This window comes from Streptomyces sp. NPDC001514 (assembly GCF_053597075.1).
Genome location: NZ_JBSFHO010000008.1, coordinates 138,651 through 151,242, shown reverse-complemented (window position 1 = coordinate 151,242; position 12,592 = coordinate 138,651). Strand labels below are relative to the sequence as shown.

The following is a 12,592-nucleotide window of genomic DNA, read 5'->3' as shown; positions in this document are numbered from 1 at the left end:
CATGGTTTAAGTACGAGCCTCTGGGCATGGACCTCACCACACCTGCGCAAACCGTCCCGGCCGGCCCCCTCGGGCTCGCCGTCGTCGTCGGCAGCAACCGCGAAGGCCGCTTCGGGCCCGTCGTCGCCGACTGGTTCCTCTCCCGGGCCGCCGATCGCGAGGACTTCACCGTCGAGGTGGTCGACCTCGCCGACGTCGATCTGCCCACGTCCTTGTCGTACGCCCCCGGCGATCGCGTCAAGGGCGAGCTCGCGAAGGTCACGCCCCGGCTCGCCGACGCCGATGCCTTCATCGTCGTCACCCCCGAGTACAACCACTCCTTCCCCGCTGCCCTCAAGAACCTCATCGACTGGCACTACACCCAGTGGCAGGCCAAGCCCGTCGGCTTCGTCTCGTACGGCGGCATGTCCGGCGGACTGCGCGCGGTCGAACAACTGCGGCAGGTCTTCGCCGAGATGCACGCCGTCACCGTCCGCGACACCGTCTCCTTCCACAACGCCCGGGCCCACTTCGACGCCGACGGACGTCACAAGGACCCCACCGGACCGGACGCGGCCGCGAAGACGATGCTCGACCAGCTCGCCTGGTGGGGCGCGGCGCTGCGCGACGCCAGGACCCGGCACCCCTACGCGGGCTGAGGCCCCCGGAAAGTCGCCGTGGCTGGGGCGGGAACGGCCCCGTGACGGCCCTCGGGGGGCGCCTGGGGGATCGTTCACCCGCACGCGCGGGGGGCCGGGGTTCCCGCCCTCCCCCCAGCCGCCAGGACGCCTGCCGACGCCCTTCGGCGTATTCCCCGCAACCCTCCTGAGCTGGGCTCATGTGGCGCGCGGACCTACCATCTCCCCATCGGGAAGAGGGGACTTGGATGGACCGCGACATACGCACGGTGGACGACGTACTGAGACTCCTGGACGGCTTGTTCGCGCCGGAGGCCGACCGCTGGACCGCCGGCGCGGCCTCCTGGTGGGACGGCTTCTACGCGGACCGCTCCAAGCCGGTGCCGTTCTTCGTGGCGAAGCCCGACGAGAACCTGGCCTCGTACTCCGACCGCGGGCTGATCACCCCGGGCCGCGCCCTCGACCTGGGCTGCGGCCCGGGCCGCAACGCCCTCCACCTCGCCTCCCTCGGCTTCGACGTGGACGCCGTCGACCTCTCCCCTGCGGCCATCGCGTGGGCCGGGGACCGCGCCCGTGAGGCGGGAGCCGACGGGGTCAGGTTCCACTGCGGCGACGCGTTCGACCTGACGGCGACGGAGCTCGGCGGCCCGTACGACCTGATCTACGACTCCGGCTGCTTCCACCATCTGCCGCCGCACCGCCGCATCAGCTACCTCGCCCTCATCGACCGTGTCCTCGCGCCCGGCGGCCACTTCGCCCTGACCTGCTTCGCGGCCGGCGGGATGGGATCCGAACTCCCCGACTCGGACTTCTACCGCGACTCCCGCCTCCACGGCGGACTCGCCTACACGGCGGAGTCCTTGCGCTGGATCTTCTCCGACCTGACGGAGGTCGAACTGCGCCGCATGCACGACGAGCCGGACGAGTCCGCGTACTTCGGCGAGTCCTTCCTCTGGACGGCCCTGTTCCGCCGGGTCGCCCACGAGCCGGGGGCGGTCGCCCAGGTCAGTCGCCTAGGTTAGGGGCCGAATCCCTGTGAGGTCCGCAGTGAAGTCCCCTGTGAGGAGTGCGTGCTCGTGACCCTGGTGACCCGGGCCCTGGCGGTCCTGACCACCACCGACAGCGCCGCGAAGGCCGAGGAGCTGGCACGGGGCGCGGTGGAGGCGCGGCTGGCCGCCTGCGCGCAGATCACCGCGCCCGTCACGTCCGTCTACCGCTGGCAGAACGCCATCGAGACGAGTGAGGAGTGGCAGATCCTCTTCAAGACGACGGAGGCCTGCTACGACGCGCTCGAGGCGCATCTCCGGGCCCACCACGACTACGAGACCCCGGAGATCATCGCCACGCCGGTGGTGCGGGGGAGCGCCGCGTACCTGGAGTGGATCGAGGCCGAGACGACCGCACCGACCGCACCGGGGAAGCCGTGAGGGAGCCGGCGGGCCGTCAGTTGCCGTTCTTCGTCTACGGCACGCTGCGCCCGGGCGAGCACAACCACGACCGCTTCCTGCGCGGCCGCACCTCTGCGGAGGAGCCTGCCCTGCTGCGGGGTGCGCTGCTGTACGAAGGCCCCGGGTACCCGTACGCCGTGGAGGGCGGCGACGGCACCGTCACCGGTGAGCTCGTCACGGCGGCGCCCGGGCACTACCGGGAGCTGACGGCGGTGCTGGACCACCTGGAGGAGTACTTCGGGCCGGGCGACCCGCGGAATCTGTACGTACGGGTGGAGCGCGACGTCCACACGGCGAAAGGCACCGCTGTCCCGGCGTGGGTGTACGTGGCGGAGGAGAAGGTGGCTGCCGAGCTGCGGGCACACGGGACGGTGATCCCGGGGGGCGACTGGTCGGCGGTGGGCTGAGATTTCCCCTCAATCGACGGCGGGCTCATTTTGAGCCCGTCCGGCGGTTGAGGACGGACACGCGGGCCGACCGGACGGTAGCGGTCACGCACCCGGGGGTCCTGGGGCGAAGCCCCCAGTTCGGGAAGGGGCGGGGAGGGGAAAGGTCACCCGGAGTCCGTCCGCTCCAATCGCACCGCGCACACCTTGAACTCCGGCATCCGCGACACCGGGTCGAGCGCCGGATTGGTCAGGGTGTTCGCCCGTCCGTCACCCGCCCAGTGGAACGGCATGAACACCGTGTCCGGCCGGATCGCATCCGTCACCCGCGCCGGTGCCACCGCCCGCCCCCGCCGTGACACCACCACGACCGGCTCGCCGTCCGCCACCCCCACCCGCGCCGCGAGGTGCGGATGCAGTTCGACGAACGGCCCCGGCGCCGCGGCGTTCAGCTCGGGGACACGGCGGGTCTGCGCCCCGGACTGGTACTGCGCCACGACCCGCCCGGTCGTCAGCACGACGGGGAACTCCGCGTCCGTCTCCTCACCGGCCTCCCGGTGTACGACGGGCACGAACCGTGCCCGCCCGTCCGGGGTCGCGAAGCGTTCCAGGAACAGCCGCGGGGTCCCCGGGTGCGGGTCCCGGCCCGGTCCGGGGCCACTCGCAGGCGCGGCCTCCGGGCACGGCCAGAAGACGCCGTTCTCCTCCTCCAGCCGCCGGTAGCTGATGCCCGAGTAGTCCGCGGGGCCTCCCGCCGAGGCCCGGCGCAGCTCCCCGAAGACCTCCTCCGGGTCCGTCGGGAACCCCTTCTCGTGTCCCAGCAGCCCGGCCAGCCGGTTCAGGACCTCCAGGTCGCTCCGTACCTCCTCCGGAGGCGTGATCGCGCGCCGCCGCAGCAGCACACGGCCCTCCAGGTTGGTCATCGTCCCCGTCTCCTCCGCCCACTGGGTCACCGGGAACACCACGTCCGCCAGCTCCGCCGTCTCCGACAGCACCACGTCCGCCACCGCGAGGAAGTCGAGCGCGCGGATCCGCTCCTCCACATGCGCGGCGCGCGGCGCGGACACCACCGGGTTGGACCCCATCAGCAGCAGTGCCTTCACGTCCCGGCCCAGCGCGTCGAGGAGTTCGTACGCACTGCGTCCGGGCCCCGGCAGCGAGTCGGGATCGACGCCCCACACCCCTGCGACGTGCGCCCGCGCCGCCGGGTCGTCGAGTTTGCGGTAGCCGGGCAGCTGGTCGGCCTTCTGGCCGTGCTCGCGCCCGCCCTGACCGTTGCCCTGCCCGGTGAGACAGCCGTATCCGGCCAGCGGCCTGCCCGCATTCCCCGTCGCGAGGGCGAGGTTGATCCAGGCGCCGACCGTGTCCGTCCCCTTCGACTGCTGCTCGGGGCCGCGGGCCGTGAGCACCATCGCGGCGGGTGCGTCGCAGAACATGTCCACCGCGGCGCGCAGTTGCGGCACCCCGACGCCGGTGATCCGTTCGACCAGCTCGGGCCAGTGGGCCATCGCGGCCGACCGGGCCTCCTCCCAGCCCGTCGTGCGCTCCCGGATGAACTCCTCGTCCGTACGCCCCTGCGCCACCACCAGGTGCAGCAGTCCGAGCGCGAGCGCGAGATCGGTGCCGGGGCGCGGCGCGAGATGGAGGTCGGCCTGCTCGGCCGTCTTCGTACGGCGCGGGTCGACGACGATCAGTGTGCCGCCGTTCTCCTTCAGCTCCCTGAGATAGCGCAGCGCCGGCGGCATCGTCTCGGCGAGATTGGAGCCGACGAGGATGACGCACCCGGTGCGCGGAATGTCCTCCAGCGGGAACGGCAGCCCGCGGTCGAGACCGAACGCCCTGTGGTGCGCGGCAGCGGCCGACGACATGCAGAAGCGGCCGTTGTAGTCGATCTGCGAGGTGCCGAGCACGACCCGGGCGAACTTCCCGAGCGCGTACGCCTTCTCGTTCGTCAGACCCCCGCCGCCGAACACGCCGACGGCGTCCGCGCCGTGGACCGTGCGGGTCCGCCGGAGCCCGTCGGCGGTGGCGCGGAGGGCCTCCTCCCAGGTGGCCGGTTCGAGCCTGCCTGTGGCGGGGCGTCGGACCAGGGGCCCGGTCAGCCGTGCCTGGGAGGAGAGCACCGCGGGTGCGGTACGTCCCTTGCCGCACAGGGCGCCCCGGTTCACGGGGAAGTCGTCGCGCTCGACGACCTCGACCGTGGCCCCGGTTCCGCGCAGGTTCATGCCGCACTGCAGTGAGCAGTAGGGGCAGTGGGTGGGAACGAGCGTGGCGGTGGGGGCGGGAACGGGGGCAGGTGCTTGGGACATGGCACTCAGCGTGCGTCGTCCGTGTTACGGCGGCGGGCACCTCGCATTACGGCTCCGGTACGCGGCCCTCCGCCCGGCCCGCGGTGCGCGGTGAGCTGCTCGGCGGTGCGCGGTGAGCGGCTGCTCAGGGCGTGCCGGCCGAGGCCAGGGCCTCCGTGACGCCCCGCTCCTGCCGCCCGAGGAACCGCGGGTCCGGCTCGAAGGCCGCGTCCAGGGCCGCTTTCCCCGCCGCGAACATCTCCCGCGCCCCGCCGTAGTACCAGGTCGCGTCCTGCGGCTCGGCGACCCCGACGCCGTACGACTCGACTCCCGCCGACTCGCACAGGGCGATCGCCCGCTTGATGTGGAACCCCTGCGTCACCAGCACCGCCCGGTCGACCCCGAAGATCTTCTTGGCGCGTACGCACGAGTCCCAGGTGTCGAAGCCCGCGTAGTCGCTGACGATCCGCCCGGCCGGGACGCCCCGCGCGGTGAGGTACGCGCGCATGGCGTCCGGCTCGTCGTACTCGGCCCGGCTGTTGTCCCCGGTCACGAGCACGACCTTGACCTTCCCGGTCCGGTACAGCTCGGCGGCCGTGTCGAGCCGGTGCGCGAGATACGGGGTCGGGCGGCCCTTCCACAGCCCGGCGCCGAAGACGACGGCCACGTCGCGCGCGGGCACGTCGGCGACGGCGCGGATGCGGCTGTCGGCGACCGCGTGCAGCCACGTCGCCGGTGCCAGGGCGAGTACGCACCCGAGCATCACGGCCTGTACGGCGCGCCGCCGCCCCCGCCGGCTGCTCGGCAGCAGCGAGAGCTTCCGCAGATTCCGCAGCGGCAGACTCCGCATCGGCAGCTTCTGCAGCTTCCGCAGCTTCCGCATCGAATGAGACCCCCTGGTCCGGTGGTTGTGCCCCGACTCACCTCGTCCGACGCTGCGACGGGCGGAACGGTTCAGTGCCGCATGCGGATGTGATCAGGAGAACTGCGCCGCCGACCACGCCGCCGACCACGCCGACACTTGTCCGGAGGAAACAGGACTGCTGAAATGGTGCAACTCCGCCTGAGCGGTGCGGCATCATTGGCCCATGATCGCTGCGTCTGCCCGGAACAACGCCGAATGGTGCGACGCGATGTGCCGCGCACACGGGACCCCGGGGGTGTTCGGCGAACGCGCCTGGACCAGCGATCGACGCACCCCGCCGCTGTACCCCGACGCCGTGACCCTGTCGCCGTACGCCACGGCCCGCGAGGTACTGGACGGGATCGACCGCACGGCGCCCGGCTGCTCCGTCAAGGACAGCTTCGGGCGCCTCGATCTGTCGGCCGACGGCTTCGACGTGCTCTTCGAGGCACGCTGGATCCACCGCCCCGCCACCCTCGCGGCCCCCGTCGCCCCGTCGGACGTCTCCTGGCGGCCGGTCCGCACCGTCCGCGGTCTGGCCGCCTGGGAGGAGGCCTGGTCCGGCGGCGACGAGAGCCTGGCCGGCCTCTTCCGCCCCGAACTCCTCGCCGACCGCGCCACCACCGTTCTCGCCGGCACGACGGACCGCGGGACCCGTACGGTCGCCGGAGCGGTCGTGAGCCGCAGCGACTCCGTCATCGGCGTCTCCAACGTCTTCGCGGCCGGCGACGCCGACCTCGACCGTGCCTGGTCCGGCTGCATCGCCACCGTCGCCCGCCTCTGGCCGGGCATCCCGGTCGTCGGCTACGAACAGGGGGACGCCCTCGAGGCGGCAATGCGGCAGGGCTGTGTACCGGGCGCGACCCTGCGGGTCTGGCTGGCGAGCTGACGCCTTCGCGCACGGCTTCCGCGGCGCGCAGCCGGGTCTGACAACGCGGCCGACGGGCCGGTGAGGCCATGGAAAACACCCGTCACCCTGGCGCAACGACGCGGCAACCTCCGCCCGCCAGGATCGGTTCATGACGGAGTCGGCACACCCTCGCGAGTCCCTGGCCCCGAACACGCTGCCCCTCGACAGCACGACACAGCTCCTCGGCCGTATCACGGCACAGCTCGGGGCGCAGCTCAGTCATGTCCAGCTCAATGGAGTGCGCAGACCTATGAGTTCTCCCGGTACGACCACCGGCGGCCCGTCCATATCCGGGATCCGGGAACCCGCCGCCCACGCCACGCCCGCCCCCGCCCTCGTCGCCGTCGCGCACGGCAGCCGCGACCCCCGTGCCCTGCGCGCCGTGACCCGGCTGCTCGACCGGGTGCGCGAGCTGCGTCCCGGCCTCGACGTACGCCTCGGGCACATCGAGCTCGACGAGCCGCTGCTCCCCGACACCCTCGCCGCCCTCACCGCCGACGGCGACCGCGAGGCCGTCCTCGTACCGCTGCTGCTCGGCCGCGGTTACCACGTGAAGCGGGACATCCCCGCGGCCCTCGCCGCCGCACCACGGCTCCGCGCCAGGATCGCGCCGCCGCTCGGCCCGCATCCGCTGCTCGTCGAGGCGCTGTACGCCAGGCTGGCCGAGGCCGGATGGCGCAGCGCGGACAACGGCAGCCGGAGCGCCGGGGTGGTGCTCGCCGCGGCCGGGTCGCGCGACCCCGAGTCGGCCGCCGACACCCGCCACACCGCAGCGATGCTGAGTGAGCGTCTCGGCGGGGTGCCCGTCGTCCCGGCGTACGCCTCCGCCGTCGCGCCCACCGTCTCCGATGCGGTGCGCGCGCTGGCGGCCCGGGGCCGGCACCGTATCGCCGTCGCCTCGTACTTCACCGCGCCCGGACGGTTCGCGTCGGCGGCCGCGGCCGCCGCACCCTGGACCTCGGCCGCCCCGCTCGGCGCGCACCCCGCGATGGCGCGGCTCGTGCTGCAGCGGTACGACGAGACGGCCGCCACGCCGTCCGTGGCGCACCGGCGCCAACTGGTCACCGCCTGAGCCACGCTGTCGGTGTCTGCGGTTACCGTCGGGTGCATGGAAGGCAGCACGGGCAGCAGCACCGATCCCGACAACCACGGCGGCCACGGCATCCACGGCGTCGAGCAGCTCTACGACGCCGCGGCCACCGCGCGCTGGGCCGCCGAGCCCGACAAACGCCCGGGCCGCACCGCCTTCCAGCGCGACCGCGCACGGGTGCTGCACTCCGCGGCGCTCCGCCGCCTCGCCGGCAAGACCCAGGTGGTGACGCCCGGCTCGCGCAGCGCTGCCTGGGACCCGAGCCCCCGCACGCGGCTGACGCACTCCCTGGAATGCGCCCAGGTCGGCCGTGAGCTGGGCGCGGCGCTCGGCTGCGACCCGGATCTGGTGGAGGCCGCGTGCCTCGCCCATGACATGGGCCATCCGCCCTTCGGGCACAACGGCGAGCAGGCGCTCAACGACGTGGCCAAGGACTGCGGCGGCTTCGAGGGCAACGCCCAGTCCCTGCGGCTGCTCACCCGCATCGAGCCCAAGCGCTTCGTCCACGCCCGGGACACCGATGAGCTGGTCAGCGTCGGCCTGAACCTCACCCGCGCGGTGCTCGACGCCGCCACCAAGTACCCCTGGGCGCGCGGCGGACACCCCACCGACCCCGCCTCGCCGAAATTCGGGGTGTACGAGGACGACCTCCCGGTCTTCACCTGGGTGAGGGAAGGTGCCCCGGGCCACCGCAAGTGCTTCGAGGCGCAGGTCATGGACTGGTCCGACGACGTGGCCTATTCGGTCCACGACTTCGAGGACGGCCTCCACGCCGGCCACATCGACCCGAACGCGCTGCTGTCCGAGCATGAGCGCCAGGAGATCTGGGCGGTGGCCATCGGCCGCTACGTGTCGGAGGGCACGGATCCGCAGGCGCTCGCCGACGCCCTCGACCGTCTCGTCGACGAGGAGTGGTGGCCGCACGGCTACGACGGCTCGGCCATCGCCCAGGCCCGCCTCAAGGACGCGACGAGCCAGCTGATCGGCCGGTTCTGCCTGGCCGCCGAGGGCGCGACCCGGCAGGCGTACGGCACCGGCCGGCTCACCCGGTACGCCGCGGAGCTGGTCGTCCCGGACGAGGCCCACCTCGAGTGCGCCGTCCTCAAGGCCGTCGCCGACCGCTATGTCATGCAGCGCGCTGAGCAGGAGGCACTCCGCGCCGAGCAGCGCATCGTCGTCGCCGAGCTCGCCGAGGCCCTGGTCGCCCGCGCCCCGGAGGGCCTGGACCCGCAGTTCCGCGCGCTCTTCGACACGGCGGCCGACGACCGGTCGCGCAAGCGGGTGATCGTGGACCAGATCGCCTCGCTCACGGACGCCTCGGCCCGCACGCTCCACGCCCGCCCGACCTCGCACCGCCGCTGAGCACCCGGGGCCGCCCGGGCGTGCCGCGTACGGGCCGCGCACGGCGCGCACGCGGGTTGCGTGAGATGGCCGGAACCGACACGCCCACCGGAACACCCCCTCTTCCCCCATCACGCTCCGTGCGGGAGGCTCCCAGAAGGCGGCGTAGCGTGCAGGGGAAGCGGAAGCCAAAAGGAGGCATCAAGTGGTCGACGCGCATCAGACATTCGTCATCGTGGGCGGGGGACTCGCTGGGGCCAAGGCTGCGGAGACTCTCCGCGCCGAGGGATTCACCGGCAGGGTCATCCTGATCGGCGACGAACGCGACCACCCGTACGAGCGCCCGCCCCTCTCCAAGGGCTATCTGACCGGCAAGGAGGAGCGCGACAGCGTCTTCGTCCACGAGCCGGCCTGGTACGCCCAGAACGATGTCGAGCTGCACCTCGGCCAGCCCGTCACCGCCATCGACCGCGAGGGCCGGTCCGTACGGCTCGGCGACGGCACCACCGTCCGCTACGACAAGCTGCTGCTCGCCACGGGCGCCGAGCCCCGGCGCCTCGACATCCCCGGCACCGGTCTGGCCGGCGTCCACCATCTGCGCCGCCTCGCCCACGCCGACCGGCTGCGGCAGGTTCTCGCCGGCCTCGGCCGTGACAACGGCCATCTGTTGATCGCCGGAGCCGGCTGGATCGGCCTGGAGGTCGCGGCCGCCGCCCGCGGCTACGGCGCCGAGGTCACCATCGTCGAGCCCGAGCCCACCCCGCTCCACCAGGTCATCGGTCCCGAGCTGGGCCAGATCTTCGCCGACCTCCACCAGGAGCACGGCGTCCGCTTCCGCTTCGGCGTGCGGCTCACCGAGATCACCGGCCAGGACGGCATGGTCCTCGCCGCCCGCACCGACGACGGCGATGAGCACCCCGCCCACAGCGTCCTCGCCGCCATCGGAGCCGCCCCGCGCACCGGCCTCGCCGAAGCCGCCGGGCTCGCCCTGGTCGACCGCGCCCACGGCGGCGGCGTCGCCGTCGACGCCTCCCTGCGCACCTCCGACCCCGAGATCTTCGCGGCCGGTGACGTCGCCGCCGTGCACCACCCGCTCCTCGACATCCGGCTCCGCGTCGAGCACTGGGCGAACGCGCTGAACGGCGGCCCCGCCGCCGCCCGCGCGATGCTCGGCCAGGACGTCTCGTACGACCGGATCCCGTATTTCTTCTCCGACCAGTACGACCTCGGCATGGAGTACTCGGGCTGGGCTCCGCCCGGCTCCTACGACCAGGTCGTGCTCCGCGGCGACGTCGGCAAACGGCAGTTCATCGCCTTCTGGCTCAAGGACCGCAAGGTTCTCGCCGGAATGAACGTCAATGTGTGGGACGTCACCGAGGCGATCCAGGAGCTGGTCCGCTCCGGGGCGCCGGTGGACACCGAGGCACTGGCCAACCCGTCCACTCCGCTCAGCGCCGTCACTCCCGCCCCGTAGCTGCGTCTCCCGGGGGACACCCCCGGACCCCCGGCCCGTAGCTGCGTCTCCCGGGGGGCACCCCCCGGACCCCCGGCCCGTAGCTGCGTCTCCCGGGGGGCACCCGCCGGACCCCCGGCCCGTAGCTGCGTCTCCCGGGGGGCACCCGCCGGACCCCCGGCCCGTAGCTGCGTCTCCCGGGGGGCACCCCCCGGACCCCCGGCCCGTAGAATCGGCGCGTGGCAGGCAGGATCAACGATGACGACGTGAAGGCGGTACGGGACGCCGTCCCGATCGACTCCGTCGTGTCCGAATACCTCCAGCTGCGCAACGCGGGCGGTGGCAACCTCAAGGGCCTGTGCCCCTTCCACGACGAGAAGTCCCCCTCCTTCCAGGTCAGCCCGAGCAAGGGTCTCTTCCACTGCTTCGGCTGCCAGGAGGGCGGGGACACCCTCACCTTCGTGATGAAGGTCGACCACCTGTCGTTCTCCGAGGCGGTCGAGCGGCTCGCCGCCAAGGCCGGCATCACGCTGCGGTACGAGGAGGGCGGGTACAACCCGAGCCACCAGCGGGGCGAGCGCATCCGCCTGGTCGAGGCCCACCAGATCGCGGCCCAGTTCTACATCGAGCAGCTGGAGACCGGCGCGGAGGCCGAGATCGGCCGGAAGTTCCTCGCCGAGCGCGGCTTCGACCAGGCCGCGGCCCAGCACTTCGGCGTCGGATACAGCCCGGCGGGCTGGGACCACCTCACCCGCTATTTGCGCGGGAAGGGCTTCTCCGACAAGGAGCTCGTCCTGTCCGGGCTCTCCCAGGAAGGCCGCCGCGGCCCCATCGACCGCTTCCGCGGTCGGCTGATGTGGCCCATCCGGGACATCTCCGGCGATGTCGTCGGCTTCGGCGCGCGCAAACTCCGCGACGACGACAACGGCCCGAAGTACCTGAACACCCCCGACACGGCGATCTACAAGAAGTCCCAGGTGCTGTACGGCATCGACCTGGCGAAGAAGGAGATCGCCAAATCCAGCCGGGCCGTCGTCGTCGAGGGCTACACGGACGTCATGGCCTGCCACCTCGCCGGGGTGACCACGGCCATCGCGACCTGCGGCACCGCCTTCGGCAGCGACCACATCAAGATCCTCCGCAGGCTGCTGATGGACAACGGCAGCGCCAAGGTGATCTTCACCTTCGACGGTGACGCGGCCGGCCAGAAGGCCGCCCTGCGCGCCTTCGAGGACGACCAGAAGTTCGCCGCCGAGACCTTCATCGCCGTCGCGCCCGACGGCATGGACCCGTGCGAGCTGCGCCTCGCCAAGGGCGACGAGTCGGTGCGGGAGCTGGCCGAGCCGCGTAACCAGCTCTTCGAGTTCGCGATCCGGCAGATCGTGAAGAACTACGACCTGGAGACCCCGGTGGGCCGGGCCGCCGCGCTCGACGAGGCCGCGCCGATCGTCGCCCGGATCAAGAACAGCGCCTCGCAGCACGAGGTCGCGGTCCAGCTCGCGGGGCTCCTCGGCATCCTCGACACGCAGTTCGTGGTGAAGCGGGTCGCCCAGCTCGCGCGGTGGGCGCGCGACCGCGGCGGTCAGGGCCCGGCGCCCGCGCGCCAGGGCCAGGCGCCCTCGTACGACACCGGGCGCCCCGCCGCGCGTCCCAGCGGCCCCGCGCTCAACCTCCGCAGCCCCGCCCACCGCACCGAGCGCGAGCTGCTCAAGCTCGCCCTCCAGCACCCCGAGCTGGTCTCCCCGGCCTTCGACGCGTACGGGCCCGACGAGTTCACCGCCCCGCCCTACGCCGCCGTGCGCCAGGCCATCGCCGACGCGGGCGGCGCCGAGCAGGGCGTCCCCGACGCGCCGGCCTATCTCGCCCGGGTCCGCGACGCCGCGCCCAACGACACGGTCCGCGCGATGATCACCGAGCTCGCCGTGGAGGCCGTCCACGCCAAGACCGTCGACGAGACCTACGCGGGCGTCCAGCTCGTCCAGGTCCGCCTCCGCGCGGTCGACCGCCGCATCCGCGACGTCCAGGGCACCCTCGCCCGCCTCGGCGCCCAGGCGGACCCGGAGCACGTCGCGGCCGTGCAGAACGAACTGTGGGTGCTCCAGCAGTACGGGCAGTCGCTGCGGAACAGGGGCGCGGAGGCGCTGTAGGCCGTCCG

Annotated in this window: 11 protein-coding genes; 9 read left to right on the top strand and 2 right to left on the bottom strand. The window is 72.9% G+C overall.

The genetic code is table 11. The annotated features are described in order from the left end of the window. The first annotated feature begins 26 nt into the window (after positions 1–26). The 4 genes from ACWCXB_RS11765 (at position 27) to ACWCXB_RS11750 (ending at position 2,472) form a co-directional block, all read left to right on the top strand. Positions 27–638: an NADPH-dependent FMN reductase gene (locus tag ACWCXB_RS11765; protein WP_450721613.1), complete on the top strand. Its 612-nt coding sequence runs from the start codon at positions 27–29 to the stop codon at positions 636–638. Positions 639–865: 227 nt separating this feature from the next. Continuing rightward, complete coding sequence (locus ACWCXB_RS11760) at positions 866–1,639, top strand: class I SAM-dependent methyltransferase (protein ID WP_450721611.1); 774 nt, start codon at positions 866–868, stop codon at positions 1,637–1,639. Positions 1,640–1,702: 63 nt separating this feature from the next. Beyond that, positions 1,703–2,044 carry a divalent-cation tolerance protein CutA gene (gene cutA / locus ACWCXB_RS11755; protein ID WP_450721737.1) on the top strand — a complete coding sequence of 114 codons (342 nt, stop codon included), beginning with the start codon at positions 1,703–1,705 and terminating at the stop codon, positions 2,042–2,044. Continuing rightward, positions 2,041–2,472 (top strand): gamma-glutamylcyclotransferase family protein, encoded by a 432-nt coding sequence (locus tag ACWCXB_RS11750; RefSeq protein ID WP_450721609.1) that lies wholly within the window; start codon positions 2,041–2,043, stop codon positions 2,470–2,472. Before cutA ends, ACWCXB_RS11750 begins: the two co-directional genes overlap by 4 nt. Positions 2,473–2,618: 146 nt before the next feature. Here the strand turns inward: ACWCXB_RS11750 and ACWCXB_RS11745 are convergent, their stop codons facing one another. Both ACWCXB_RS11745 and ACWCXB_RS11740 read right to left on the bottom strand, forming a co-directional pair. Further along, on the bottom strand, positions 2,619–4,760 hold the full coding sequence (locus ACWCXB_RS11745; protein ID WP_450721607.1) for a molybdopterin oxidoreductase family protein: 2,142 nt from the start codon (positions 4,758–4,760) through the stop codon (positions 2,619–2,621). A 124-nt stretch (positions 4,761–4,884) separates the two neighbouring features. Beyond that, positions 4,885–5,589, bottom strand: a complete 705-nt coding sequence (locus ACWCXB_RS11740; RefSeq protein WP_450721735.1) for a SanA/YdcF family protein — start codon at positions 5,587–5,589, stop codon at positions 4,885–4,887. 238 nt (positions 5,590–5,827) lie between these two features. On the opposite strand from ACWCXB_RS11740, the gene ACWCXB_RS11735 reads away from it, so the two are divergent. From ACWCXB_RS11735 to dnaG, 5 genes are all read left to right on the top strand, one after another. Continuing rightward, entirely contained in the window at positions 5,828–6,532 is a 705-nt protein-coding gene (locus ACWCXB_RS11735; protein WP_450721605.1) for a hypothetical protein, read from the top strand. 130 nt (positions 6,533–6,662) lie between these two features. Then, positions 6,663–7,625, top strand: coding sequence for a sirohydrochlorin chelatase (locus ACWCXB_RS11730; protein WP_450721603.1), 963 nt, complete (start codon positions 6,663–6,665; stop codon positions 7,623–7,625). Positions 7,626–7,661: 36 nt separating this feature from the next. After that, positions 7,662–9,005, top strand: a complete 1,344-nt coding sequence (locus ACWCXB_RS11725; protein ID WP_450721601.1) for a deoxyguanosinetriphosphate triphosphohydrolase — start codon at positions 7,662–7,664, stop codon at positions 9,003–9,005. A 184-nt stretch (positions 9,006–9,189) separates the two neighbouring features. Beyond that, positions 9,190–10,458, top strand: a complete 1,269-nt coding sequence (locus ACWCXB_RS11720) for an NAD(P)/FAD-dependent oxidoreductase (RefSeq protein WP_450721600.1) — start codon at positions 9,190–9,192, stop codon at positions 10,456–10,458. A gap of 218 nt (positions 10,459–10,676) precedes the next feature. After that, the gene (gene dnaG / locus ACWCXB_RS11715) at positions 10,677–12,584 is read left to right on the top strand and encodes a DNA primase (RefSeq protein WP_450721598.1); all 1,908 of its coding nucleotides are present in this window, start codon (positions 10,677–10,679) and stop codon (positions 12,582–12,584) included. The last annotated feature ends 8 nt before the right edge of the window (positions 12,585–12,592 follow it).

Bases quoted from the DNA above. Each gene is read 5' to 3' on its own strand.
- ACWCXB_RS11765 (WP_450721613.1), top strand. From the start codon at position 27: ATGGACCTCACCACACCTGCGCAAACCGTCCCGGCCGGCCCCCTCGGG.
- ACWCXB_RS11760 (WP_450721611.1), top strand. From the start codon at position 866: ATGGACCGCGACATACGCACGGTGGACGACGTACTGAGACTCCTGGAC.
- ACWCXB_RS11745 (WP_450721607.1), bottom strand. From the start codon at position 4,760: ATGTCCCAAGCACCTGCCCCCGTTCCCGCCCCCACCGCCACGCTCGTT.
- ACWCXB_RS11740 (WP_450721735.1), bottom strand. From the start codon at position 5,589: ATGCGGAGTCTGCCGCTGCGGAATCTGCGGAAGCTCTCGCTGCTGCCG.
- ACWCXB_RS11735 (WP_450721605.1), top strand. From the start codon at position 5,828: ATGATCGCTGCGTCTGCCCGGAACAACGCCGAATGGTGCGACGCGATG.
- ACWCXB_RS11730 (WP_450721603.1), top strand. From the start codon at position 6,663: ATGACGGAGTCGGCACACCCTCGCGAGTCCCTGGCCCCGAACACGCTG.
- ACWCXB_RS11725 (WP_450721601.1), top strand. From the start codon at position 7,662: ATGGAAGGCAGCACGGGCAGCAGCACCGATCCCGACAACCACGGCGGC.